Here is a 24,738-nt window from a genome sequence, read left to right on the forward strand (position 1 = left end):
TTAACTATCCTACAAAGTGTCTTCTAGCTTCTTCAAATAGTCATAAATTTCTATCTGCGAGCGAAGTTTTTTACGATTTCCCCTGGGAACGTACTTGTTGCTCTGATCCTTGTCAATCACTCGCGCCTTCAGGGTGTCTTTAAATTGTAGCTCCATTATATCAACAATGCGCTGTTGAAGACCTTTATCATACACTGGGCAACCTACTTCAATGCGGTTGTCCATGTTGCGGGTCATCCAATCTGCAGATGATATGTACACTTTTCTATCGCCGCCGCCTTCAAAAATCATTACGCGAGGGTGTTCAAGGAACCGATCGACAATAGAGATAATTTCGATGTTTTCGCTTATTCCTTTTAACCCTGTGTTAAGCGAACACATACCGCGCACTATACCGCGGATCTTAACGCCAGCCTGGCTGGCTCGGTACAAATCATCAATCAGTTCTTTATCAACAAGGTTGTTAATTTTGAAGGTGATTTGAGCCTTTTGACCTTGGTTGAGGTGCTGAATTTCTTGGCGAATTAGCGACTGAATTTTTGTTCTCGCGTTTAACGGCGATATTTGTAGGTGCTGGAATTTATAACGTCTATAAGGGTATTGAATAAGATCGAATACCGCCACCCCTTCATTGGCCAATTCTTGATTGCGAGTAAATAAGCTGTAGTCGGTATAAATTTTCGCGGTTTTCTCGTTGAAGTTACCGGTACCGAAATGCGCATAATTAACCAAACTTCCCCGTTCTTCACGGGTCACAATACACAACTTAGAGTGAATTTTAAGGGTAGGCACGCCAAGTACAACGCGTATACCTGCATCGGTCATGCGCTTAGACCATTCAATGTTGGCTTCTTCGTCAAAACGGGCGCGAAGCTCTACGACTACGGTTACTTTTTTTCCGTTATCTACCGCGTCAATCAACGAGTTTACAATGCGAGAATTACTAGCAACACGATAAATATTGATGCGTATAGCTTTTACATTTGGGTCGAAAGCCGCCTGTCGAACGAATTCGGTGAAGTGCAGGAAGCGATGATACGGGTAATATAGCAGTATATCCCGTGCAGTAATTGCATCAAATACCGTGTTGTATTGAGAGAACGCTTTGCTGTCGATGGCCGGCAGTGGCGTGTGCTCTAAATATTCTCGACCCACATTGGGGAAGCCAATGAAGTCTTTAAAGTTACGGTAGTGTCCCGCAGCGTGCATGGTATCAAGTTTGGTTATTTTGAGACGTTTACGAAGGTCTGACTGCATATCTTCTGGCATGTCAGTGTCGTAGATCACGCGTACAGGCTCTGCAATAAGGCGCTGTTTCATACTTTCTGACATTTTCTCAACGAAACTTTCGTCAATTTCTTCGTTAATCGAATACTCTGCGTCACGGGTCATTTTGAATGAAAAGGCTTCGATTTCGTCAAACTTTACGAAACCGCGGAAGATATCTTCAATACACAACTGAATCATGTCATCGAGCATAACGATGCTTTTTTTCTTACGGCTTTTTTGCGGTGGGATAAGCATAAAGCGCGACATTTCAGAAGTAGGAACTTGAATAACGGCGAACTTCGGGTTGCGTTCTTTTCTGCGTAGCGCAACGTACAAATAAACGGAGTTACCATTTAAGCGGCTTAACAGATCTGTTTTCTTATCAATAAGAATAGGCGCAATATGACGCAGTGCCTTGTTGATAAAATAATTGCGTACCCACTGCTTTTGATAATCGTCTAAGTCATCTTTGCGTAGGATATGGATGTTGTATCGAGCAAGGGATTTGACAACATCCTTGTGTATTTGATCGAACTTTTCAGAAAGATGCACTACTTTCTTTTGAATTTGTGCCATCAAGTTTATCAGGCGCTCGGCTTCTTCTTCGTTTCCATCGTTTTGTGCAATAGTGATAAGGCGCTTAACATCCGCAGCACGTACCCGATAGAATTCATCAAGATTATTAGAATAAATACCAAGAAAGCGAATGCGTTCTATAGCAGGGTTATTTTTATCTGCGGCTTCTTGAAGTACACGTTCGTTAAACGCAAGCCAGCTTAATTCCTTGGGATAATATAAAACGTCGTTATCCATAATGTCTCAATTCACGCTCATAAAAATGGTCAAAGACTGCCATCAGTCAGTGACACTACTGTGACAACTCGTATTCTGGTATTAAAACCTATTCAATACGATGCGGTGATCCCTTTACCTTTCAATGGTATGGGCTTTGTTTCGAGACACTGCCACGCTTGCTGGTGCGCACTTGAAATTAAGCCCATAACCTTACTATTATCGCTTCGCAGTAATATCGACCACCAAATCGTTAGCTAATGACTCCAGTGAGTCTTGCAGTGCGCCGTCGTCAAAATCTTCTGGCACCGCGATCTCTGCTTTTGCTTTGAAGATTAGACTTCCCCAGTTAGGCGCGCTTTCACAATGTGAAGCAAAGGTGACAATATTCAAGTTGAACTGGTTTAGAACAGAAGTAAGCTCTTGAACAATGCCGGTTTTGTCATTGCCCATCACATCAACCGTCAACTTGGTAGTGTTATTGCTGTCATTACTAGCAACCGCTACTGACTGCACTGACAAATCTTTAATGGCGTCTAATGCATCAATTAAGCTTTGTTTGTTGTTATCGGTAACGTGAACTTCAACAAAGCCGGTGAACATACCAGCCATATGCGCAAAACTCGACCCTTGCCAATTGCCTTCATGTTTGTACACACACTTAGCTAGTGCATCTACCAAACCAGGCTTGTCTTTACCCATGATGCTGATAACCAATGATTGCATGCGGTGCTCCTTATTGGGCGTGTAGAGAAAAACTTTGATCGTCTTCCTGTTGGGTAATACCATAGGCGCAGAGTGGGTTGCGCATAGGTAATGCTATAAAATTTCACTTGCTATTAGCATAACAAAACTTACACTGCTCACCAGTGCAATTTAGGGTTATTCTTCTTAAAAATGAAGAATTTCGAGAATAAGAATTACTAAACAGCCCCATGACTTTCGACAGCAACAGCACAAACAAAAAACGCCAGCGAAGCGATAGGTGGTCACGTTATGTCGTGACCGGCTTTGGCGGCCTTGTTTTGTTAACTCTGGTTATTCTTATTACCCACCTTATTAGCCAAGCTCTACCGTTGGCCTATACTCCTAGCTTAAATCATCTGTTGAGCTTGAAAACGTCTGATAATGAAAAAATTATCAGCGCAGGCGACATCATTAACAGTCAGCCAATGTTGGTTAGAAAGTCTGACTGTCGATTGGGGTTAAAGTTGCTTCAAGGCAATGCTTTAGTAAGCAATCACGATTACATTCGTCCTTGCGAGCATAGTTTGTCGAGCTACAGCGTGATGGGAGAGAATTATATTGTTGATGTCTCTCCCAATGCACAAGTAAGGGTTTTACCGGTTAGGTCATTCAATGTGACAGATGGCGGCGCAAAAGTTACCGCTACAAGTACGCCACAAGCTGAATTGTCGAACACTATAACCTTTGCGCTTCCTAAAGAGGAATGGGAAAAACGCACCAGCTGGAGTATGGCACTGTCTTCAAAATGGGCGGTAGTTTCTATCGTACAGGGCAATAATGTATTTATTCGTTGGGTAAATCGGCGTAGTCCTACGCAAGTGGTGGATAAGCGGTTTCATAATATAGACAGGCTCGTATTGTTACCCGGCAGCCAGAGCCTGTTGCTCCAAGTGAATGATACCCTTTTCCTCAATAGGCTCACGGATGAAGGGGCGTCATTACTTCCTGTAGCAGAAGATATCGCCATGTCATTAAATGAAAAGATTGTGTTTCCTCTTGCTAAAGACCGCACATTCTTCTTAATGAACAGTGAAACACAGGCGCTTACTCGCTGGGTTTTGAGCAAGAGCGATAAAGGCCTCACCTTTGAAAAAACCTACCAAGTAGCGCTACCAGGAGAGAAAGTTAGGGATGTGGCAGAACATGCCAGTATGAACTTAGTGGCTGTACTGACCGATAAGGCAAGGGTGTTATTGGTTAACCGTGTGTCTGGCGATGTGGTGGCGTCACAACAGATAGAGCGCTCGGCTGAGAATATTATTTGGTACGGCAATAAGCTGTACGGCTATTCAGAAAGTACCCTATCGGTATGGGAAGGTAAGCACCTAAGTGGCATTACTACATGGGCCTCTTTATTTGAACCTCAGCACTACGAAGGATATGAAAAAGAAGAAACCGTATGGCAAACTACCAGTGCGTCAGATTTTCAAGAAGCCAAATTTAGTTTAACTCCGCTATTGATCGGCAGTATCAAAGCATCACTTTTAGCGCTGCTTATTGCTATTCCGGTTGCTATTGGCGCGGCGATTTACACTGCGTTTTTCGCCAAAAGCCGATTGCGCAATTTCGTTAAACCGGCTATCGAGCTTTTAGAAGCTATACCCAGCGTGCTAATCGGCTTCATTGCTGCCATTTGGTTGTCGCCGAAAGCCGAGCAGTTTTTGTTTTCTTTTGCTTTTTTCCTTATCGTTATTCCTTTTGTGCTTATTCTTGTTGCCTTAGTTCAGCGCCCTGTTGCAGAGTATTTACCAAAGAAGTTACGACATGGTGCAGAGCTACTTTTTGCTATAAGCGGTGTGTTTGTTTTAGGTTTCATAAGTGTGGAATATGCGCCTTCACTCATTTTTTCGGTTATGGGGGTAGACGGATTTACTTTGCTTGCTGCAGAGTCCGATAGCCCCATAGGAAAAACCACAATAGTGGTTGCGTTAGCCTTAGGCGTGGCCATATCACCTAGTATCTATTCCCTCGCTGAGGATGCGATTAACGGCGTTCCAAGTGATTTAAAACACGCCTCTTTTGCTTTAGGCGCCACACGACTACAGACCTTACTTCATGTTGTTCTTCATGTTGCACTACCGGGTATTGTTGCAGCGATTATGCTAGGTTTCGGCCGCGCGTTTGGTGAAACCATGATTGTTCTTATGGTGACGGGAAATACGCCGATCTCCAGCTGGGGACTTATAGAGGGTTTGCGAGCACTTACTGCTAACTTGGCTATAGAACTTCCAGAGGCTGATGTATCATCAGCGCATTATCAAATTCTATTTTTCACCGCGTGTATTTTGTTCCTGTTTACCTTTTTGGTAAACACCATGGCAGAGCTATTGCGACAACGCATAAGACGTAGAGCATACTATGGTTAATCAAACGATGTTTGGATTAAGTGCGGTTCAGCGGCAATCATTAGTCATTAGCTTAACGGCTTTCTTCACCAGCCTGTTGCTTATTGCGCTAGTTAGCGTTCTCATACTTATTAGTTTTCGCGGTACGGCATATTTTTGGCCAGAACCTATCTACACGGTCACAGGCAAGCACCAAGACGGCAGAAAGTTTTCTGTACTCGCTAACGTGTTCGATAACTCGGCAAATGAAGATGTCATCCTTAAGTATTCCGACACACTGCATCCTTATGGTTTTCAAGTTGAGGTCTCCCGAGAGGAGATAGATATCACGCAACTAGCGAGAGAAAGTGCAGAGATTAAGCTATTAGACGGCAGGCGTGTGTTAGCAATTCCTGAATATCTCGTTGTGCCTTCTTCACCACCTCAGCCTCTTAGCAAAATTGATGCGGTGCTAGAGGAAGTGGCTCAAATAAGTGCCCAAATCGAAGATTTAAATACGCGGCATCTTGCACCTATTCACGAAGCGCTATCTCAGTTCGATAAACGCAACGTTGTCGCCGATGCGCCGGCCAGAGAGCGCTTAGTCGCCTCGTTCAAAGAATACCAAAAGCGAGTAGAAGCGCTAGAGGCAACACGGGCCGAATATACTTTATTGGTAAGCTTTGCAGACGGGGCGTCGTTTGTGATCCCTATTTCCAGTATTCAAGATGTCGATTTCGTCAGTCGTTTGAGCACCTTTGAAAAATGGAAAGTGGTGTTTTCAGAGATTGGCGTATTCCTTACCGATTCCCCTAAACAAGCAAACACCTCTGGTGGCGTTTTCCCAGCTTTATTTGGCACCGTGCTTATGGTGTTTTTAATGACAATCATCGTAACGCCATTTGGTGTATTGGCCGCTATTTATTTAAGCGAGTATGCACCTAACACAGCGTTTACAACCATTATTCGCGTTAGTGTAAGCAACATGGCGGGGGTACCTTCTATAGTTTACGGCGTATTTGGACTTGGTTTCTTTGTTTACACCCTAGGCGGCAGTATTGACGAGCTATTATTTAGTGAAACACTGCCAGCGCCAACCATGGGAAGTCCAGGGGTATTCTGGGCTGCGTTGACCATGGCGATTTTAACGCTCCCCGTGGTTATTGTTGCCACTGAAGAGGGCTTGCGCCGAGTGCCAGAAGGGTTAAAAGCCGGCAGTTACGCATTGGGGGCAACCAAAATTGAGACTATAGTGCGCACCGTATTGCCCATAGCGTCACCCGGTATTATGACTGGTGTAATTCTCGCCATTGCGCGGGCAGCAGGTGAAGTTGCGCCACTCATGCTGGTTGGTGCGGTTAAGTTTGCGCCAACGTTGCCAATAGACGGAGAATTTCCTTATCTCCACCTCGATAGGCAGTTTATGCACTTGGGCGTGCTTATATACGACGGTGCGTTTCACAGCCAGACCGATGGAAAAAGTGCAAGTATGATGTTTGCTGCTTGTTTGCTTTTACTCGTTGTGGTGTTTGTACTAAATATTCTGGCAGTTTTACTAAGAACGCGTCTGCGCAAGCGCTACCTTAAAGGATAAGGCAGGTTTTGTAACATGTTGAAGTTGTTTGAACACAATACGTTAAACGTTAACGACATTAGTGAAGCACAAACCGCGGTAGAGGTGAAAAACCTTAACCTATGGTTTGGTAGTAAGCATGTGTTAAATGACATCAGCATGCGAATACCTAAAAACAAAATAACGGCGCTAATCGGGCAAAGTGGCTGCGGCAAATCAACGCTCATCAGCTGTTTCAATCGTCTGAACGATTTGTATGACGGTTGCAAATATAATGGTGAAATTATTATTGATGGCCGAAACATCAATGGCCGCAAAGTAAACGTGTCTCGTCTTAGAACAAATGTGGGTATGGTCTTTCAACGTCCGAATCCCTTTCCTATGAGCATTTATGAAAACGTGTGTTATGGGCTAAAGCTGCAGGGCGTGAAGGTTCGCAGACACTTAGACGATGCTGTTGAAAGCGCATTAAAACAAGCGGCACTTTGGGATGAGGTAAAAGATCGCCTGTTTGAATCTGCCCATGTTTTATCTGGCGGTCAGCAGCAGCGCTTGGTTATTGCAAGAGCACTGGCGTTGAAGCCCGACATTCTGCTTCTTGATGAACCCACCTCAGCCCTTGATCCATTAACCACACTTTTCATCGAAGAGCTTATGGAGGCATTAAAGAAACAATGCACCATTATTATCGTGACGCACAACATGCAGCAAGCGGCTCGGGTAAGCGACTATACCGCCTTTTTCCATCAGGGTAGGCTGATAGAATATGCTGATAGCGACACGCTGTTTACTATGCCAGAGAAGAAACAAACCGAAGACTACATAACGGGGCGTTATGGATAACCAAGCTGTGGACACGTGTCCCAACGTGGACTTACGCCGTAACGCTATAATTTGTTTTGGCGTTGCTGCGTGTTACAAGCGCGTAGCAATGGGCGTTGGCTCCTTGTATTGCCGTTATCCATTCAGCTTGAGCCGTGAGGGGGAATCACTATGCGACAGGTAGCGTTAAATACGCATATCTCGGGTACGTTTAATATCGAGTTGGAAAACTTGCGTAACTCGGTATTAACCATGGGAGGTGAAGTTGAACAGCAGCTGGTCGATACCTTAAAAGCAGTGAAGCACAATCACGCTGCTTTGGCTGAAAAAGTGGTGTTGAACGACCTGAAAATTAACTCCATGGAAATTCAAATTGATGAAGAGTGCTTACGCATTATTGCAAAACGCCATCCCACTGCTAGCGATCTGCGTTTAATTATGACGATTTCCAAAGCCATTACCGATATTGAACGTATGGGCGATGAAATAGAGCGTATCGCCAAGCTGGTAACGCGCAATAAGTTACCTAGCTCAGATACAATCAAAAGCAGTATGCTGCTTATTGGTGAGAGGGTTGCCGCCATGATGCGCGGCACATTTGACGCTTTTGCCCGTCAGGATGAAGCAGCAGCACTAGAGGTGTACGATCAAGACAACCGCATTGACAGTGAATACAAGCGCCTGCTGTCGTATACCACCTCTGAAATGCAAAAAAGTACCGACGATATGCAGGATTGGCTAGATGTATTGTGGGCAATGCGCTCGCTAGAGCGAATCGGTGATAGATGTAAAAACGTGTGTGAGTATGTTGTTTACCTTACTCGCGGTACAGATGTTAGGCACAGGCCCCTGGAAAATATGCAGCAAAAATTGGAAGATTTGACGTAATCCTGTCCAAATGGTCAGTGCGATTTTGCGTATTAATACCCCAACATGGATGTTTGTGAAATTTATTTGTCATAAAACTGAAATATTTGGTGGATTTATCATCGCATTCAAATAATTCCGTATACTTTTATCGTTTTTCAGTGATTTTCGCTATGGCTTCTAACATGATTACGTTATCATGCGCCGCAGCCAAGAACAGATCGTGCAAAATTTAATCGAACCATATGATAAAACACAATTTGTCTTTAACTTCATTCTCTAGCCTAAGTGGTGAAGAGATCATGCTACTTACTCAAGTAGCGTCCAGCCTAAATCGCGTTTAGATCGGGAGCGATTATCCGTGGAATTTTTTGAAAGTTATGGCCTAATTCTTATAATCCTTGCCGCCGGCGTTGGTTTCGTCATGGCATGGGGTATTGGAGCGAATGACGTTGCCAACGCAATGGGTACGTCAGTAGGTTCTAAAGCTTTAACCATTAAACAAGCCATTATCATTGCAATGATATTTGAGTTTGCTGGCGCCTACCTAGCTGGTGGCGAAGTAACATCTACCATTCGAAAAGGGATTATCGACTCAACCTTCTTTATAGATATACCTGAATACTTAGTATTAGGCATGATTTCGTCACTACTCGCGGCTGGAATCTGGCTAGCAGTAGCGTCATGGTTAGGGTGGCCTGTATCTACAACTCACTCAATTATCGGTGCCATTATCGGCTTTACGGCAACTGGCGTCAGTATGGACGCGGTAGCATGGGATAAAGTCGGCGGTATTGTAGGTAGTTGGGTAGTTACCCCTGCTATATCAGGTATTATTGCTTATCTTATCTTTATGAGCGCGCACAAGCTCATCTTCCAAACTGCCTCTCCGTTTGCCAACGCCAAGCGTTACGTACCCTTCTATATGGCATTAGCTGGCTTTGTGATGTCGCTTGTTACTATCAAGAAGGGCCTTAAGCACGTTGGTTTAGAGTTAAGCGCCGTTAACGGATATCTATTGGCTATTGGTATTGCCGTAGCGTTAGGTTTCTTAGGCAAGTGGTTTATCGGCCGTATGAAGTTCAGCGGTTCGGAAGATGCAGACTTACAAGCGGCTAACGTTGAAAAAGTATTCGCATTGCTGATGGTAGTAACAGCCTGTTGTATGGCATTTGCCCATGGTTCAAATGATGTAGCTAATGCGATTGGCCCTCTTGCGGCTGTAGTAAGTGTCGTTACCAGCGGTGGTGAAATTAACTCAAGCACAACACTTGCTTGGTGGATTTTACCATTAGGTGGGTTAGGTATTGTTGCCGGCCTTGCGTTATTTGGACATCGCGTAATTAAAACCATAGGTCAAGGTATTACGCACTTAACGCCAAGTCGCGGTTTTGCAGCAGAGCTTGCTGCAGCTTGTACGGTGGTTATCGCATCGGGTACAGGTTTACCTATTTCGACTACACAAACACTGGTTGGCGCAGTATTAGGTGTTGGTCTGGCACGTGGCGTATCAGCACTTAACCTAGGCATCGTGAGAAATATCGTCGTATCGTGGATTGTTACTTTGCCTGCGGGCGCAATTCTTTCGATCATCTTCTTCTTTATTCTTAAAGCGTCGTTTGGCGTAGCATAGAACATAGCGCTTCCAAACGTTCGTATTAAGCGAAAAGAAATAAAAAAGGCCGTGCTTTAAGTGAAGCACGGCCTTTTTGTTGTCTTTACTCTTTGTTGTGTCAGCTTGATGTAGTATACCTGCGGCAACACGCCGCGATTACGAACATTTTAACTCTGCTTGGTGGGTAACTATCTATGCGGACTGGTATAACAGCCTAATCAATAGAGATAGGTGTTTCAAAGCCACGGGGTTTAACACCGACCACGGCACACTTTAGCTGATGAATCGTTTCTTCAGCCGTATCACCCATGATATAGCCAGGAACACCTAAACGTGCCACAGTACCCATCACAATAATGTCGGTATCAAGCGATGTGGTAGTAGCTGCAATTTCTCTTCTAGGATAACCGTGAACAATGTGTTTCTGAGGCTTTAAGTACTCTAATACGTTGTCATCGAGTTCATTACCCAGTTCTTCAAGCAGCCTGTCTAGTTCAGCTTCACGTTCGGCATGAATTTTAGCAAGATCAGTTTCCATTCTATCGTTATCGACAGTAATAAAACCGTCTCTGGCGATATTTTCAGGAACCGCATCAAAAACGTGAACAATGTGTAGCTGTGCAAACTCTAGCAGAGCTATCTGGCTAGCGTGACGCAAAATGTCGCGGTTAAGGTCGCGTCTAATTGATACTTCATGCTGAGGGTAGTGATAATTCAAATCCAGCGCGGCCACGACGTTTTTGTACTGACTGCGAGGCTTGTGATTAATGATCCAAACCGGGCAGGGGCACTTGCGGAACAAGCGCATATCTAAGCTTCCGAATAACTTATCTAGAAAGCTTTCTTCAGCGCGTTTAATCACTAAGTCGATATTATTCTTCTGTACGTAGCGTACAACATCAATAAGTGGTTGTCCGACCGTTACCGCGGTAGATACAGGATAGTGTTTGCCCCAGCTTTCCGCTTGTTCTTTTAACCAGTGCTGGGCTTGGGTTTCCATGGTTTGCTGAGAATCAACGTAAGAGAAAGACTCCATGACCATACTGGCGTTGGGCGGCAAAGATTCTAGCGAAAGCATAACGGTAAGAGAAGCTTGATGTGCTTTGGCGATATGCAGTGCTTGGGCAACCGTATCATCTTGTCGGTGAGAATCGCTCAATACACACAAAATGTTTTTATAATGTCCTTTCATACTGCCCTCAATGGTTTATCGCTCTATTAGCTAGATCATTCAAAAGCGAGTCTTACTTCGCTGAAAAAATGTGACGGTTATTGCGGTTTAATTTAATCCTAACGCTACTTGTGGGGGCTTTCCAGCAAGAAACACCAATTTCTTAAAAGCTTCTTATAGTTTGTAAAGTAAAAGGCAAGCTCACCTTCTTTTAGAGCCTGCTTGATATATATGGATGCAGATGAAACAAGGTAGTATTGGTTAACTAAGCGCTACAACTCTAGGCGCTATTTAATCTTTATGTTAGATTAATCCAATATTTTTTAATCCCTTTTTAAATAATTGTGAGATGCCCATGAAATGGCCTAATCTTAAGCACCTGCACTATTTAGTGACGCTACATCAAGAGCAACATTTTCACCGTGCTGCCCAGCGCTGTAACGTAAGTCAGTCAACTTTGAGTACGGCCATTCAGAACCTTGAAGAGCACTTCGGAAGCCAACTTCTTGAGCGTGAACATAAAACCTTTGTGTTTACGTCTTTGGGACTAGATATTGTTGAACGCAGTAAAGTGCTGCTACAAGAAGCCAATGAACTGGTGGAGTACGCGCAAAATGCGGGTAACTGGCAACGAGGTACATTAAAGTTAGGTGTTATTCCTACCATCGCGCCGTTTCTTTTTGAAGGCATGATGGGGGCGTTTTCTGCGTTTCTGCCCGAGATCAACTTGGAGATGCAGGAAGACACAACGGAGAAGTTACTACAGCAATTGACCGACGGCAGATTAGATTTACTGATCTTAGCGCTGCCAATGGAAACTCCTGGGTGTAAACAAAGGGTCTTGGGGCACGACCCGTTTCATCTGATAGCTCACGAGGATATAGCCGAAAAATTGCCTAATCCTGTGGATATTTCAACCTTGCCTAAAAAGAGTATCTTTTTACTTCAGCAAGAACACTGTATGACCGGCCACGCAGTGAGTGCGTGTAACCTTCAGCATAGTGACCAAATTAGCAGCGTGGCAGCAAGCAGTCTCCATACATTGGTGCAACTAGCGAACAGTAAAATGGGCTACACCTTCTTACCTGAACTTGCGATAAACCAATCTATTCTTGAACACACTGGCCTTAAGAGCTTCCCCGCTGAAGAGCAGGGGTTTCGTGAGATTGGCTTAGTATGGCGTTCGGGCACTACACGTATGCAGCTGTTTCGTCGTATAGGTGAAATTATCTCGCCCCTGCTGCCCATTCCCACACTAAAATAATCTTGGCGCAGAGCGCGCTACCTTTCGTATTTAGCTAAAGCGGTTGAACTCTTGTGCTCAGCCGCTTTTTTATTGCCGACATCAATTATTGTCTTGGTTGTCCCTAAAAAGAGTTCCCCATCCTCTATCTATGCGGATTGGTATGAAGCACAGTTTCAGCGAACTTACTCCTTAACTGGCAATTTATTTATCAAATAAACAAACTTTTTTGCAAAGCTTATCGACTTAATGGTTAAGTAAAAAACAAAGCGTAAAAACGGGGAATGGCGTGTTTAAAAAACGAGATGAAAAACTCGTGGAACAGGCATTAAAGGGTAATAAAAAAGCGTGGTTTACGCTTATATCTCGCTACGAAACCGCTATGTATCAATACGGTATTCGAATGACAGGGAATAGCCATGATGCAGCAGATTTGATGCAGGAGATTTTTATCTCTGTGTTTCGCAGTCTTGCCTGTTTTAAAGGTAAGGGCAGTTTTAAAAGTTGGCTCTATCGCATTGCCCACTGTCGCTGCGTTGAACTATATCGCAAGCGAAAGCCGCATTCTGACATTGACGATATACAGGCCCCACTTTGCAGTGCGCCATGCCCTGAAATGCAGCTTTATAGCGATAGAGAGAGTAGAGCGTTAACGCAGGCTATGCAGACCTTACCTTTGGGCCAAAAGGCGGTGGTGGAATTGAAATTCTTCGGCCATTTCACGTTCGAAGAAATTGCACAGCAAATGGATATTTCAGTAAATACCGCTAAGTCGCGACTTTACGCAGCCTTAGCAAAGTTGAAGTTGGAGTTGGAATAATGACCTTATATGAAAAAGAAGCCTTATTCTCAGCTTATCTGGACAACTCGCTTGATAGCGAGCAGGAAAAGCAGTTTAACGCGTTGTGTGATTCAGATGCTGAGTTCGCGCAAGCGGTAGAAAATAGCGTTCGTTTGAACAGCGCAAGTTCAAGCTTCGTTGCTCCGGCGCTTCCCCAGTGGGACAAAGAACAGACCTTTTTTAAAAAAGATGAACCACGTTCGCTGTCGTCTTGGTTTAGCTTGCCGTCGTGTGCCATGGCCATGTCGGCGTGTGCGCTATTAGCCGTACTCACCGGTGCAAAGCTGTCGTATAGCGATAACGGTATAGCGCTTACGTTTTCAAACAAAAGCGCCAACACAGTGGATGAAATGGTTGAGCAGCGCGTTACGCAAGAAGTTGCTAAAGCTTTAGGTGAGCAACGTGATTTCTATCAACAAGCAAACCAAACACTGTTCAAAGAATACGCTCAGGCGCTATCTACACAGCAGCAACAAAGTAGTGCAGAGCTTACTAAGTACTTATTAGCGTCGAGTAGAGAAGAACGCAAACACGACTTTGCTGAGCTTATTAAATTTATCAACGAGCAGCGTATTGATGATCAAAGATTCTATGCACGCCAATTTACGCGTCTACAGGATGAAATCGATGACATTGAAATAGGCTACAGCGCGGTAAATTTACCTAACAGCCGCTCTGAAGTGCCATTAACCATGCCGTATGAAACAAACAATCCACAGTCGTCGCTAGATGATTAATGTAATTAGGTGAAATTATGAAACGTTTATTAACTGCTTTACTACTTTGCTCTGCTGCTGGTGGTCTTGCGAACGCACAAAGTGCGCAAAAGTATGACACGCTATCGAATGAATTAGAAATAATGTCAGGGGTACTCAAAACGTCCTTACGACAAAATGCCGCGACAGATTCTTGGAGAGTGAGTCAAATTGAAACTAGCTATCTTGCGGGGCAGGGGGCAGTATTTACTTTTTCGGTGAGAGGGCAAAGTGGTAACTGGGTGCGAGAGATAGAAACACTGGTAGAAGGTTTGGTTGGTGCTGTGCCACCCGCTCCGTCAGCACCACCAGTCCCGTCTGTAAATTCGTTTAGTGATGTAGATGACATAGTGTTTGAAGCAGCCAGAGAGTGGGAAGCTTACGCAGAAGAAACCAGCCATCGTTTTTCTCAGGCGTTTGCTGACAACAACAGTCGCTTACGGGACCTACGTAACATGCAGCGTGAACTTGCTTGGGAAGCAAGAGAAGTAGAACGTGAATTGCGAGATATTACCTTTGAATTGCGTCACGCAGACGAGGCGCGAAAAAAAGAATTACTCGCGCAAAAAGAGCAGTCTGGAGAGCAGCTTAAGCAATTAGAAGCGAAAGAAAAAAGCATGAAGGACGAGCTCAAAGCAATTGAGAAAGAGCAGACTAAACAAATGGAGGCGCGAAAAGCACAGCAGCAGCAAGCTTATAAAACGTTTCTGGCTGGTTTTGAGTCGGGCATGAGCGAGACCCTATGCCGATTTGGCTCAGGCTTACGTGGTCTGCCGGAAAATGAACACATCAGCATGGTGCTAAAAGATTTCGAAATGGGCGAAAGTCGAGAGCGCAAGGATCGGATCTACGTATTCACTCGTGCTGATATAGTGCGCTGTGTGCAAGAAAAAATTGATGCGAATAAACTTCTTACCAACGCTAACATTTATCAATTTTAAACAAAAAGATAGGGCGCTGTAGGTAACAGTTAGCCTAAACGCTTTGATTGATTAAAACATATCGCGCGCCTAGATTGACTAAATTGTTAAGAAGGGTGCGTTTTTTATCGCCTAGATTTTAGGCGCAATATGCCCCAATTCTGCAGCCCATGTGAGCTCGGATCTTACTAAGTTATTCGCCGCGTTTGCGCCAAAGCTATGCAGCGCATTATAGGCGCTATTAGATGGTATTCGACAATAGTGGCAAAGTGCGTAGAACAATAAACTACAGCGATGCTGTGAGCCATCGCAGTGCAAATATATCTTCGCTCCCTCCGTCAGCATTTGAGACAGTTCATGAAGATATTGATGAAGGTGTACATCTTCGGTGGGGGACTCTGACGACGGGTGTAAAAAGGGAACCCATAACCATTCTAACCCAGCCGCATTCGAGCTATCGCGAATAACCGGTGCTTGTTCTTCACTGGTTTGTACCGTTGCAATATGGGTAACGCCCAGTGACTTAAGCCGTTTAAAATCACTTTCTACGGGCTTTTTCCCCAAGCATATTTGACCTGCGCGTAGTGAAAACCACGCGATATTCGGGTTTGCTGTTGTACTGTGCTCTTTTTTCTCAGCGTCTCGCATAGCTGCGTTATCTAAAACCTCTTGTTAAACGACGAAATAATAAATAGAAAAGTAATGGCAACTGCATCCACCAATTACGAATAAGTGCCAGATTGCGTGCGTATATTTTACCTTTTTTGCCACGTAAAAGCACACGCCTACGCTGAAACACAGCCCACCTGCTACCAATAACCATAGTCCAGCACCTGGCAGAGCGATATAGAGTGGGTAAATAAGGCCTAGAGCAATCCAGCCCATTAATAAATAGGTCATTACTGACACCTTTGGAAACCTGTGCTGAGCGATAAGTTTAAATGCGACGCCACCTAGCGCTAAGCTCCAAATAATTGCGGTCATGGTAATGCCTAATATGCCGCCAATTGAAACTAACAGTAAGGGTGTGTAAGTACCTGCTATCAATAAATATATTGCACTATGGTCGAATAACTTAAGCCAGCCCTTAGCCTTTTGATGCGAAATTGCATGGTAAAGCGTAGAACTTAAAAATACGAGAATGAGGGTAGAGCCGTAAATGGCGGCGGTGGTTAATGCGAGCGTATCGTCAGCGCGGTACAACATAAATATTAAACCCACGATGGCCGCAATAAAGCCAATGCCGTGAGTAATACTATTCAGCCACTCTTCTAAAACGGAGTAAGCTTTGGCAGTAATAGCTTTTGTTTGTTCCTTTACGTCTGTCATCACGTCGCCTTTTTTGTAATCAGTAGAAATATGCACACCTCTTGTCTTTCTATTGGCATATCTATTTTGACAATTATAGCGCACACTTGTTCGCTCAATGTGAGAATATTAACAGAAAACGTTAATAGCCTGATGACGATAAGATTACAAAGGGATTTACAAATCTGTACTTTCGAAGCAGCCGCCCAATTTGTCCAGAAGACATTTTAATGTTTGGCTTTCTTCTGTACTCATACCGTTGAACTTGCAAAGCATTTGCGCGGGTACTTCTTCTGCTATGGCTTTCTGCTCCTTACCCATATTTGTTAGTTGAACGCGCTTAACGCGTTTGTCGGCTTTATCTTTAGTGACAACTAAAAAGCCTTTGTCCTCTAATTTTTTAAGAATCAGCGACATAGCACCACCGTCTATGGCCGTTCTCTCTAAAAGCTCGGCAATAGTAATGTCGTCATCTTCCCAAAGCGCCATTAAAGTCACATATTGAGGATAGGTGATATCCAGCGCTTTAAGAAGGGGGCGGTAAGCACGAGTGAATGCATTCGACAGCGTATAAAAACGGTGGCAAAGCTGATTTTCCAACTTTAATAATTCTGACATAACACTTAACCCTTATTGACACTACTTTTTGAATGCGATTTATATTTTGCATACAAAGTACTTGATCCGCAACTTGGTTCGGTGCTAATTTATTTTGCATGCAAAGTAAATGGTCATTTCACAATTAGGAGAGCAATTATGCATAAACTTCAACAAGTCGTTTATACCGGAACAGCAACAGCAACCGGCGGTCGAGAAGGTACAGCAAAATCAAGTGATGGTAAGCTAGACCTTAAACTCTCTACACCCAAAGAGTTGGGCGGTGCAGGTGGAGAAGGGACGAACCCTGAACAAATGTTCGCAGCGGGCTATTCAGCGTGCTTTATCGGTGCGTTAAAGCATGTGGCTGCATCGCAAAAAATTAAGCTGGCCGATGACATTAATGTAACTGGCAACGTTGCAATTGGACCTATTGAACAAGGCTTTGCTATTGCTGTAAAACTGACGGTAGATTTGGGCGATATGGACAAAGCACAAGCACAAAGCTTAGTCGAGACTGCTCATCAGGTATGCCCATATTCAAACGCGACCCGCGGTAACATTGAAGTAGATATTAGTCTTGCTTAATTAAACGGCAAACGAGTCAGCGGTTAACGCAGTTAGTTAATGCCCTCGTCAGACAGCAACGCCTTCGTCAGATGGCGTTGCTGTCCTGTACTTATTCATGTTAACCCTTACTGCTTTTCGAAATATAGCGCAGTTACAACGCAGCTCTTCGAATTAGAGTCGCCAGTCATATAACAGATTGATACACTGAGATCGTATCAATCATCCTTTAGGAAGTTATATGAAAAAATACGGATTACTGGCTACATTCGTATGCGCGCCTGTTTTGTTCGCATGCAGCGACAACAGCAATGTAGACGCAGCCAAGACAGACAAAGATCAAGCCGTCAGCGTAGGCTCGACTTCAGACACCGAAGCACAAAATGTTGCAGTAGCAAACCAATCTGATGCAGCTATTGCCTCTGGCGTAGATTATCATTCTTTCGCGAACCCAAATGAGGTTCGGGTAACCCATCTAAGCCTAAACCTAACTGCAAACTTTGAGACCAAGCAGCTTGTTGGCGACGTAACGCTTGATGTAAAGCGTGAAAAGCCCGACAACAATACCTTGGTGTTAGATACGCGCGCTTTAAATATTCAAAGCGTTACGGTTGATGGTGAAAGCGTGCCCTTTGAAATGGGGGAGATTGACCCTGATTTAGGTACACCGCTTACGATTACACTACCTAGTACCGCAAACGCAGTAACGGTTGCGTATTCAACCTCACCTGAAGCGTCTGGCGTACAATGGTTAACACCAGCGCAAACGGCGGGTAAAAAGCACCCGTTCCTGTTTACCCAAGCGCAAGCGGTTCACGCGCGAAGCTTTATTCCGCTTCAAGACTCACCGCAAGTGCGCGTAACCTATGACGCGACAATAAAAACGCCTAAAGCACTGCTTGCAGTGATGAGTGCGTCAAACGATCCTACCACCGAGCGAGACGGAGAATATGAGTTCACCATGCCACAGCCTATCCCATCGTATCTTATTGCGTTGGCCATAGGTGATTTGGAGTTTAAATCCATGGGCGAGCGAACCGGGGTATATGCTGAGCCAGCGCTACTTGAAAGTGCAGCTAGAGAATTTGAAGACACTGAGGCGATGTTAGAAGTAACAGAAGAAACCTATGGGCCCTACCAGTGGGACCGTTACGATCTTCTCATTCTGCCGCCGTCGTTTCCTTTTGGCGGTATGGAAAACCCTCGTTTGTCGTTTATCACACCTACAGTTATAGCAGGTGATAAAAGCTTAGTGTCGTTAATTGCTCATGAACTTGCGCACAGCTGGTCTGGTAACACAGTAACAAACGCGACATGGCGGGATCTGTGGTTAAACGAGGGCTTCACAACCTACTTAACTTACCGGATTATGGAAATGATCTATGGTCACGACCGTTTCAAAAAAGAAGCTGTGCTGGGTTATCAAGATCTAGAGAATGATATTGCAGCTTTAGATGAGAATGATGAGATCCTTGCTATCGATCTTCGTGGTCGTAATCCGGACGATGTTTTCTCAAACATACCATACGAAAAAGGCGCACTGTTCTTACGTGAAATTGAACAAAAGATTGGTCGAGAGAACTTCGACGCGTTCTTGATGCAATACTTCAAAGACTTTGCCTTTAAGAGCATTACTACCGACACCTTTATCGCCTATTTAGACGACACGTTATTGAAGCAGTACCCAGATAAGCTAGACGCAGAGCGAATTCATACTTGGATCTTTGAACCTGGTATTCCAAAAGGCGCACCGCAGCCAGAATCTGATGCCTTCACTAAAATTGATGAAACACGAAGCGCTTGGCTTTCTGGCGACGTGAAAGCAGCGGATATTGAAACCACGCAGTGGACAGTGCACGAGTGGCTATATTTTCTTAACAACATGCCTGAATCGTTAAGCAAAGCACAGCTGGCAGAGCTAGATTCAGCGTTTTCGCTTACCTCGACGAAAAACAATGAAATTGCTCACAGCTGGTTGATGATTGCAGTAGAGAGTAACTATCAGCCTGCTTTTGATCGTTTGTATAGCTACTTGGTGTCAATAGGTCGTAATAAGCTTGTTAAGCCGCTTTATCGCGAGCTATCAAAAACACCTGAAGGCAAGGCGTTTGCTAAACGCGCATTTGAAGAAGCCAAATCGGGCTACCACCCACTTACGGTGAAAGCGAATGAAGGCTATGTGAATTAATCATCAGTCGTTCTGTTAAGTTAGTAACAATTAAAGCAGCGCATTAGGCGCTGCTTTCTTATTTATAGCAAGAGCAATACTTATACATAAAAAATTGAACGATTGTTCAAAAGGGCGATCTTAAAGTTAGGACAAGCGTACTAACGTTTACCTAGTGTCGTTTACCTAGTGTCGTTTACCTAGTGTAATTCAAGTGTAGCTGAGCAGCTTACTTGCTAGCCGCACGCTGAAGGATTTGAATTAATCGTTAAGGAGTTTTTATGTATACACAAAAGATGCACCCAGCTACTACTTTTCCTGAAGTAAAGGCAACGCTATCAACTGGCGAAACTATATCGCTGGCAGACAAGGGCGACGGATGTGACTGGAAAATGGTGGTGGTATACCGTGGTAAGCACTGCCCGATTTGTACCAAATACTTAAACAAACTTGAAGATTTTACGGGTCGACTACGCGAGCTTAATATTGATGTTGTTGCAGTAAGCGGCGACAGTAAAGCTCAGCTTGAAAAGCATTTGGACGATTTATCGATAAACTTTCCCATTGCGTACGGATTGTCACAAAGTGATATGGAAAAGCTAGGGTTATATATTTCTGAGCCGCGTTCAGAAAAAGAAACGGATCATAACTTTGCTGAGCCTGCCTTGTTTGTGCTTAATGGAGATAATGAAATTCATATTGCTGAAATTGCTAACGCGCCTTTTGTTCGCCCTGATTTAGAGCAGCTTGTATCTGGTCTAGAGTTTATTCGAAACCCAGAGAATAACTACCCTATACGTGGCACGTTTAAAGGTTAGGATTAACGAGTCAATAATATTAATATGCCGTAAAAAGTAAGGCTCTAGTGTTTACTAGAGCCTTTTTTATTTACGTGCTAAAAAAAACTATAGCTACTTATGAAGTTAGTGTTAGCTTCTAATTTTCTAGAGCTCACTCGTTTTTAGCAGATATTGAAAAAGCAATGGGGGCCATTTGCTTTCTAAAGTCACTTAGTGCATCTAAAGGTAGCTCAACATCAATTTGTACACTGCTTCCATAGTTGCAGTTGGCAACCTTACCTTTAGCTTGTTCCACCAAATGACGTACGAACTGTTCGTGTTTGAAATCAATGTCTACACTAAGCGGTTCTAGCTTTACCTCTTGTCTTACTTCAAGAGCATCAATGGCTTGCTGAGCTGCAGCAGAATACGCTCGAACCAGCCCTCCAGCCCCTAATTTAACCCCGCCAAAATACCGCGTAACAATAATCATAATGTCGCCGATATCTTTGTGCTGGAGTACATTTAATATGGGTTTACCGGCAGTGCCGCTAGGCTCGCCGTCATCAGCCATCGCCGCGCTACTTGGCGAGTTAGGGTTGCCAAAAACATAAGCCCAGCAATGGTGTCTGGCGTCGGGATACCGTTGTTTCACACTATCTAAAAGCGCCATTGCACTTTCACGAGAATTTGCAAAGCCGGCACAAGCAATGAATTTGCTTTTCTTAATTTCGTACAGGGTTTCAACCTGTTTAGCTGGAACGGGATAAGTCATCAGCGCATTGTAAGCTAAGACAATTTTTTATTTAAGCCAAATAAGGTAAGCAGTGTGTTTTATCGCTAAATAAAACGAAATTTTCGACGGCGATAGGCTCAGATAGAACGCAGTGGTCAAAAATACTACTATTTGGCGAATTATCTTGAAAGGTCGTATTTTGTTTACCGTTCTAGCGGGTGATTATTTCTGAATTTGAAGTTAAGTTTCTGAATTTAAATAGTTTTGTAAAGTTGGCGCAGTGATTGTAATAGTAAATATGAGTGTGGCCAAGGCGTTACGCCACAACAACGTAACTTCGTCCCAATAAGGAAATCATGCTATGAAATCACGTATTACTGCTATCGCTATTGTTGCTCTTACCTCTGTGTTCACTGGAAGTGCTTTAGCTTCTGTAGAATTTAATACTACCGACGATTCGGTCACCTCTAACCTTTGCGTTGCGGCCGCTACCGGGAACAAGTGGAAGCTACATGAACAAATTAAAGAATCTGCGCTAGATAAAAAGTACGTAGCACAGGACATGACGTGTAACGGGCTATCGGTCGCAGCGTTTGTTGATCAATATGGCAAGAACGGGGACAGCATCAAGAAGTACCTGAATATTCAACAGCAGCAGATTGCTAGCGTGGTGCACACAAAATAACCCCCACAATTAAACGGTGCTAGGCTTGTACGTATGCGTACACGAAAAATCGTTTGTGTGAAAAAAGCGGGTTAAAAAAAGGGCTGTTGATGATACAACAGCCCTTTTTCCTAATTAAACATGACTGCTAGCGTAGAATACCTGATACAGTTTCAGATACATTCAATGCGCCTTTTTGAATTTCATCAATTATGCTTTGAACTTGTGCAATTTGCTGACTGTTTTGGTCTACGCTATCTTTTACGCCTGACATTTTCTTCGTCGACTTGTCAGCAAGCTTCCTGTTCTCTGCCACTACACTTTCAATTTCCACAGTCGAATCGCTGGTACGTTGCGCTAGCTGCCTCACTTCATCGGCTACAACGGCAAATCCTCTACCTTGATCGCCAGCTCGTGCTGCTTCAATGGCAGCGTTTAGTGCTAACAGGTTAGTTTGCTCAGCAATACCACTAATGGTTGTCACAATAGTTTCAATCTTAAGTGACTGTTCACTGAGTTCATGCATTAGCTGGTTGGTTTCTTCAACTTCCAAAAGAGCAGCGTCGAAAGTTTCTACGCTTCGCTGCAAAGAAGAGGCACCATCTGCAGCAATTTGTGAAGTCTCTTCAGCGGTTGACACTGCTAATTCAGCTGCTTGAGCAATGGCATCTTTCTCATTCACTGCGTCGGTTATATTGGATGCAAATTTAATCACTTTCACTACTCGACCAGATGCGTCGAAAACGGGATTGTATGTTGCTTCTAACCACAGTGCATTACCGTTTGAATCTACGCGCTCAAACTGACCCGAAGAGAAATTACCCCGAGCAAGGTTATCCCAAAAATTGGGGTTCTCTTGGTAGAACTTATCGCGGCAGAACATGCGGTGGTGTTTACCTTGAATGTCAGTCAAACTGTATTTGACTGTGGCCGTGAAGTTGTCATTCGCTGTGATAATAGTGCCGTCTGGCTCGAATTCGATAACCGCCATCGATTTGTTTAACGCATCAGTGACTGCTTTACCTTCAAAATACGCCGTTTCGTGTTCAGTAATATCGTGATAGATGGCGTGTATTTCCACGCTACCGTTTCTATTAACAGTAACATAACTTGCCTTAAGCCATTTGGTTTCACCTAGCGCTGATTTTCTTGCAACCGTTCCGCTGAAACTGCCACCATTGACGAGCTGTTGCCAAAACGTTTTGTATTGGGGTTCAGCTTCAACCCCTTCAACTCGCATCGTGGCATGAGAAAACGATGCTACTGTGGAGTTTGGATAATTCAAAATGGAAAGTAATGCTGAAGAGGCATAGGTGCACTGTCCATCAGTATTGTAGATGGCATAAGCCGTATTATTTTTAAACGCATCCAGCGTACCAAGCAAACCTTGACTCTCGTCCCTAAGAGCCGATATGTCATTATTGTATCGAGAGCTTGATACAAACATAATGTCTCCTTAAGTTACATGCATATTTTTGAACGCGCGCAGTATAGATGCTCTTTGTTGAAGAAATATTTCGTTTAAACATTTAGCGGATTTCACGAGCTAGGTATTATCCATTGGGCTTAATTCCGCCAAGAATGGTTGTATTTTTATTACAGTGCAGTAACTATCCGCAGTGAACAAGAATTAATAAAACTGATAAGACCACCTGATGCCATTAGAACGATTTATTCCCTTTCGTAAGCATGATGTCGCTACTTTATGTGAGGGGTTACTTTCTTACGATTCCGAAGGTTTGCGGACTCTCTCTACGCTGTTATTCAGCCGTATACACTACCAGTACCACGAACAACTAGAAGCGCTGAAAAATACCTATAGCCATTTCGATCCAAATAAGGACACTCGTGAATTGCAGCCTTCGGATGAAAGCGTACGTAAGCAGAGCCAAAGAGCCTTTGCCAAGGGTTTTGCTAGCCTCTTAAACGCTGCTAATTTTGAGAAAGTCACAGATGATGATTTGGAAGCTGCGCTGAATGAGGAATCCTTGTTCAAGGTGCGTCTCGCGGTAAGTTTCGATGACTTTGAAGATGTGGTGTTTTATCGACGGGGCGAGTCGGTAAAAACGGAAACCGTACGTACGTTTTTCGCGTTACGAAAAAAGCAGGTGTCGTTTACCAATTACGACAAAGTAGCCGTTTATATTACTTTTAAAGATGAGGCTTACTTCAAAAGTAAGGGCCAAACACCGGTAACCTTTAAACCTGGCTCAACCATAGTAAAGCTTTTTCAAAATGTACCTAAAGCAGACTTGGAAATGCTGTTTCCAAACAGTGAAGTCAAAATGCGTCCGCTAGATAAGTTGATTATTAGTGCGTCGGCTGCAATAGGTGGCACCGTGGTACTAGTGACTAAGTTAGGTGCGTCCTTACTTCTCATGGCGTCTTTTCTGGCCTTTTGGCTGGGCTTTAAAGACGACGAAGTGGAACTGACCAAGCAAAGCCTAATAACTTTTGGTATCGGCATGGGGGTATTCGGTAGTTTTATCTTTAAAGAATGGACGAAGTTTAAAAACCGAAAAATTCGGTTTATGAAAGCCTTGTCTGACAATCTGTATTTTAAGAATTTGGACAATAATGCAGGCGTATTTCATACGTTAATTGACGCGGCAGAGGAAGAAGACTGCAAAGAGGCTTTGTTAGCCTATACGTTCTTGCTTAAATGTAGTGAAGTGTCTGTAGAAGGTGATGCTGCATTCTGCACTCAGCGCACAGAGCGGGAAATTGCCGCGGGCGGGATGACACTAGCAACCCTAGATAGTGTAATAGAAAATTACTTTTCAGAAGAGCTTGATTGTGCGCTCGATTTCGACGTTACTGACGCTATTACTAAGCTGGTGAACATGGAACTAGTCGAACAAAACGGCGATGTTTTTGTAGCGCGTGCGCTTAACGATGCTGTGAAGATACTTGATGACTACTGGGATAATATTTATCAGCCTATTTGATTGTTTCTTGTACCGTCTAGTAGATTGTCCAAG

The 24,738-nt window shown here is 43.9% G+C and carries 22 protein-coding genes; 14 read left to right on the top strand and 8 right to left on the bottom strand.

The window, feature by feature from the left end; translation table 11 throughout:
* Positions 1-9: 9 nt before the first annotated feature.
* Together ppk1 and ACXAGV_RS10015 are read right to left on the bottom strand one after the other, a co-directional pair.
* Positions 10-2,082, bottom strand: a complete 2,073-nt coding sequence (gene ppk1, locus ACXAGV_RS10010; RefSeq protein ID WP_474873124.1) for a polyphosphate kinase 1 — start codon at positions 2,080-2,082, stop codon at positions 10-12.
* Between the two features lie 198 nt (positions 2,083-2,280).
* Positions 2,281-2,787 carry a glycine cleavage system transcriptional repressor gene (locus ACXAGV_RS10015; protein ID WP_474827624.1) on the bottom strand — a complete coding sequence of 169 codons (507 nt, stop codon included), beginning with the start codon at positions 2,785-2,787 and terminating at the stop codon, positions 2,281-2,283.
* Between the two features lie 209 nt (positions 2,788-2,996).
* On the opposite strand from ACXAGV_RS10015, the gene ACXAGV_RS10020 reads away from it, so the two are divergent.
* The 5 genes from ACXAGV_RS10020 (at position 2,997) to ACXAGV_RS10040 (ending at position 10,027) form a co-directional block, all read left to right on the top strand.
* Positions 2,997-5,174 carry an ABC transporter permease subunit gene (locus tag ACXAGV_RS10020; RefSeq protein WP_474873125.1) on the top strand — a complete coding sequence of 726 codons (2,178 nt, stop codon included), beginning with the start codon at positions 2,997-2,999 and terminating at the stop codon, positions 5,172-5,174.
* Positions 5,167-6,726: a phosphate ABC transporter permease PstA gene (gene pstA / locus ACXAGV_RS10025; RefSeq protein ID WP_474873126.1), complete on the top strand. Its 1,560-nt coding sequence runs from the start codon at positions 5,167-5,169 to the stop codon at positions 6,724-6,726. Before ACXAGV_RS10020 ends, pstA begins: the two co-directional genes overlap by 8 nt.
* 15 nt (positions 6,727-6,741) lie before the next feature.
* Positions 6,742-7,548 carry a phosphate ABC transporter ATP-binding protein PstB gene (pstB, locus tag ACXAGV_RS10030; protein WP_474873127.1) on the top strand — a complete coding sequence of 269 codons (807 nt, stop codon included), beginning with the start codon at positions 6,742-6,744 and terminating at the stop codon, positions 7,546-7,548.
* A gap of 150 nt (positions 7,549-7,698) precedes the next feature.
* Positions 7,699-8,415 carry a phosphate signaling complex protein PhoU gene (phoU, locus tag ACXAGV_RS10035; RefSeq protein WP_474873128.1) on the top strand — a complete coding sequence of 239 codons (717 nt, stop codon included), beginning with the start codon at positions 7,699-7,701 and terminating at the stop codon, positions 8,413-8,415.
* A gap of 340 nt (positions 8,416-8,755) precedes the next feature.
* The gene (locus ACXAGV_RS10040; protein WP_474827616.1) at positions 8,756-10,027 is read left to right on the top strand and encodes an inorganic phosphate transporter; all 1,272 of its coding nucleotides are present in this window, start codon (positions 8,756-8,758) and stop codon (positions 10,025-10,027) included.
* A gap of 196 nt (positions 10,028-10,223) precedes the next feature.
* Here ACXAGV_RS10040 and ACXAGV_RS10045 read toward each other — a convergent pair whose 3' ends face one another.
* Positions 10,224-11,201 (bottom strand): universal stress protein, encoded by a 978-nt coding sequence (locus ACXAGV_RS10045; protein WP_474873129.1) that lies wholly within the window; start codon positions 11,199-11,201, stop codon positions 10,224-10,226.
* 334 nt (positions 11,202-11,535) lie between these two features.
* Between ACXAGV_RS10045 and ACXAGV_RS10050 the strand changes: the two genes are divergently transcribed.
* The 4 genes from ACXAGV_RS10050 to ACXAGV_RS10065 all read left to right on the top strand — a co-directional run bounded on the left by ACXAGV_RS10050 (position 11,536) and on the right by ACXAGV_RS10065 (position 14,960).
* A complete protein-coding gene (locus tag ACXAGV_RS10050) occupies positions 11,536-12,444 on the top strand; it encodes a LysR substrate-binding domain-containing protein (RefSeq protein ID WP_474873130.1) in 909 nt (302 codons plus the stop codon).
* A 268-nt stretch (positions 12,445-12,712) separates the two neighbouring features.
* Positions 12,713-13,243, top strand: coding sequence for an RNA polymerase sigma factor (locus ACXAGV_RS10055; RefSeq protein WP_474827608.1), 531 nt, complete (start codon positions 12,713-12,715; stop codon positions 13,241-13,243).
* The gene (locus tag ACXAGV_RS10060; RefSeq protein WP_474873131.1) at positions 13,243-14,001 is read left to right on the top strand and encodes a hypothetical protein; all 759 of its coding nucleotides are present in this window, start codon (positions 13,243-13,245) and stop codon (positions 13,999-14,001) included. Before ACXAGV_RS10055 ends, ACXAGV_RS10060 begins: the two co-directional genes overlap by 1 nt.
* A gap of 17 nt (positions 14,002-14,018) precedes the next feature.
* Positions 14,019-14,960 (top strand): hypothetical protein, encoded by a 942-nt coding sequence (locus ACXAGV_RS10065; protein WP_474873132.1) that lies wholly within the window; start codon positions 14,019-14,021, stop codon positions 14,958-14,960.
* 111 nt (positions 14,961-15,071) lie between these two features.
* Here ACXAGV_RS10065 and ACXAGV_RS10070 read toward each other — a convergent pair whose 3' ends face one another.
* The 3 genes from ACXAGV_RS10070 to ACXAGV_RS10080 all read right to left on the bottom strand — a co-directional run bounded on the left by ACXAGV_RS10070 (position 15,072) and on the right by ACXAGV_RS10080 (position 16,865).
* On the bottom strand, positions 15,072-15,587 hold the full coding sequence (locus tag ACXAGV_RS10070; protein ID WP_474873133.1) for a protein-tyrosine phosphatase family protein: 516 nt from the start codon (positions 15,585-15,587) through the stop codon (positions 15,072-15,074).
* A 24-nt stretch (positions 15,588-15,611) separates the two neighbouring features.
* On the bottom strand, positions 15,612-16,268 hold the full coding sequence (gene trhA / locus ACXAGV_RS10075; protein ID WP_474873254.1) for a PAQR family membrane homeostasis protein TrhA: 657 nt from the start codon (positions 16,266-16,268) through the stop codon (positions 15,612-15,614).
* Positions 16,269-16,424: 156 nt separating this feature from the next.
* Positions 16,425-16,865, bottom strand: coding sequence for a MarR family winged helix-turn-helix transcriptional regulator (locus ACXAGV_RS10080; RefSeq protein ID WP_474873134.1), 441 nt, complete (start codon positions 16,863-16,865; stop codon positions 16,425-16,427).
* Positions 16,866-17,003: 138 nt separating this feature from the next.
* Between ACXAGV_RS10080 and ACXAGV_RS10085 the strand changes: the two genes are divergently transcribed.
* From ACXAGV_RS10085 to ACXAGV_RS10095, 3 genes are all read left to right on the top strand, one after another.
* Positions 17,004-17,432 (top strand): organic hydroperoxide resistance protein, encoded by a 429-nt coding sequence (locus ACXAGV_RS10085; protein WP_474873135.1) that lies wholly within the window; start codon positions 17,004-17,006, stop codon positions 17,430-17,432.
* Between the two features lie 220 nt (positions 17,433-17,652).
* Positions 17,653-19,599, top strand: coding sequence for a M1 family metallopeptidase (locus tag ACXAGV_RS10090; RefSeq protein WP_474873136.1), 1,947 nt, complete (start codon positions 17,653-17,655; stop codon positions 19,597-19,599).
* 260 nt (positions 19,600-19,859) lie between these two features.
* Entirely contained in the window at positions 19,860-20,396 is a 537-nt protein-coding gene (locus ACXAGV_RS10095; RefSeq protein WP_474806446.1) for a redoxin domain-containing protein, read from the top strand.
* Between the two features lie 133 nt (positions 20,397-20,529).
* Here ACXAGV_RS10095 and ACXAGV_RS10100 read toward each other — a convergent pair whose 3' ends face one another.
* The gene (locus ACXAGV_RS10100) at positions 20,530-21,132 is read right to left on the bottom strand and encodes a YigZ family protein (RefSeq protein ID WP_474873137.1); all 603 of its coding nucleotides are present in this window, start codon (positions 21,130-21,132) and stop codon (positions 20,530-20,532) included.
* Positions 21,133-21,454: 322 nt separating this feature from the next.
* On the opposite strand from ACXAGV_RS10100, the gene ACXAGV_RS10105 reads away from it, so the two are divergent.
* Complete coding sequence (locus ACXAGV_RS10105; protein WP_474873138.1) at positions 21,455-21,778, top strand: DUF3718 domain-containing protein; 324 nt, start codon at positions 21,455-21,457, stop codon at positions 21,776-21,778.
* A 127-nt stretch (positions 21,779-21,905) separates the two neighbouring features.
* Here ACXAGV_RS10105 and ACXAGV_RS10110 read toward each other — a convergent pair whose 3' ends face one another.
* Positions 21,906-23,204 (bottom strand): methyl-accepting chemotaxis protein, encoded by a 1,299-nt coding sequence (locus ACXAGV_RS10110; protein WP_474873139.1) that lies wholly within the window; start codon positions 23,202-23,204, stop codon positions 21,906-21,908.
* 208 nt (positions 23,205-23,412) lie between these two features.
* Here ACXAGV_RS10110 and ACXAGV_RS10115 point away from each other — a divergent pair, with 208 nt between their 5' ends.
* The gene (locus ACXAGV_RS10115; RefSeq protein WP_474873140.1) at positions 23,413-24,705 is read left to right on the top strand and encodes a TMEM143 family protein; all 1,293 of its coding nucleotides are present in this window, start codon (positions 23,413-23,415) and stop codon (positions 24,703-24,705) included.
* Positions 24,706-24,738: the final 33 nt, after the last annotated feature.

Source organism: Alteromonas sp. ABH4_453 (genome assembly GCF_056160665.1).

What these genes read in the sequence shown, in the direction of transcription:
- ppk1 (WP_474873124.1), bottom strand. Translation starts at nt 2,082, where the DNA reads ATGGATAACGACGTTTTATATTATCCCAAGGAATTAAGCTGGCTTGCG.
- ACXAGV_RS10015 (WP_474827624.1), bottom strand. Translation starts at nt 2,787, where the DNA reads ATGCAATCATTGGTTATCAGCATCATGGGTAAAGACAAGCCTGGTTTG.
- ACXAGV_RS10020 (WP_474873125.1), top strand. Translation starts at nt 2,997, where the DNA reads ATGACTTTCGACAGCAACAGCACAAACAAAAAACGCCAGCGAAGCGAT.
- pstA (WP_474873126.1), top strand. Translation starts at nt 5,167, where the DNA reads ATGGTTAATCAAACGATGTTTGGATTAAGTGCGGTTCAGCGGCAATCA.
- pstB (WP_474873127.1), top strand. Translation starts at nt 6,742, where the DNA reads ATGTTGAAGTTGTTTGAACACAATACGTTAAACGTTAACGACATTAGT.
- phoU (WP_474873128.1), top strand. Translation starts at nt 7,699, where the DNA reads ATGCGACAGGTAGCGTTAAATACGCATATCTCGGGTACGTTTAATATC.
- ACXAGV_RS10045 (WP_474873129.1), bottom strand. Translation starts at nt 11,201, where the DNA reads ATGAAAGGACATTATAAAAACATTTTGTGTGTATTGAGCGATTCTCAC.
- ACXAGV_RS10050 (WP_474873130.1), top strand. Translation starts at nt 11,536, where the DNA reads ATGAAATGGCCTAATCTTAAGCACCTGCACTATTTAGTGACGCTACAT.
- ACXAGV_RS10060 (WP_474873131.1), top strand. Translation starts at nt 13,243, where the DNA reads ATGACCTTATATGAAAAAGAAGCCTTATTCTCAGCTTATCTGGACAAC.
- ACXAGV_RS10065 (WP_474873132.1), top strand. Translation starts at nt 14,019, where the DNA reads ATGAAACGTTTATTAACTGCTTTACTACTTTGCTCTGCTGCTGGTGGT.
- ACXAGV_RS10070 (WP_474873133.1), bottom strand. Translation starts at nt 15,587, where the DNA reads ATGCGAGACGCTGAGAAAAAAGAGCACAGTACAACAGCAAACCCGAAT.
- trhA (WP_474873254.1), bottom strand. Translation starts at nt 16,268, where the DNA reads ATGACAGACGTAAAGGAACAAACAAAAGCTATTACTGCCAAAGCTTAC.
- ACXAGV_RS10080 (WP_474873134.1), bottom strand. Translation starts at nt 16,865, where the DNA reads ATGTCAGAATTATTAAAGTTGGAAAATCAGCTTTGCCACCGTTTTTAT.
- ACXAGV_RS10085 (WP_474873135.1), top strand. Translation starts at nt 17,004, where the DNA reads ATGCATAAACTTCAACAAGTCGTTTATACCGGAACAGCAACAGCAACC.
- ACXAGV_RS10090 (WP_474873136.1), top strand. Translation starts at nt 17,653, where the DNA reads ATGAAAAAATACGGATTACTGGCTACATTCGTATGCGCGCCTGTTTTG.
- ACXAGV_RS10095 (WP_474806446.1), top strand. Translation starts at nt 19,860, where the DNA reads ATGTATACACAAAAGATGCACCCAGCTACTACTTTTCCTGAAGTAAAG.
- ACXAGV_RS10100 (WP_474873137.1), bottom strand. Translation starts at nt 21,132, where the DNA reads ATGACTTATCCCGTTCCAGCTAAACAGGTTGAAACCCTGTACGAAATT.
- ACXAGV_RS10105 (WP_474873138.1), top strand. Translation starts at nt 21,455, where the DNA reads ATGAAATCACGTATTACTGCTATCGCTATTGTTGCTCTTACCTCTGTG.
- ACXAGV_RS10110 (WP_474873139.1), bottom strand. Translation starts at nt 23,204, where the DNA reads ATGTTTGTATCAAGCTCTCGATACAATAATGACATATCGGCTCTTAGG.
- ACXAGV_RS10115 (WP_474873140.1), top strand. Translation starts at nt 23,413, where the DNA reads ATGCCATTAGAACGATTTATTCCCTTTCGTAAGCATGATGTCGCTACT.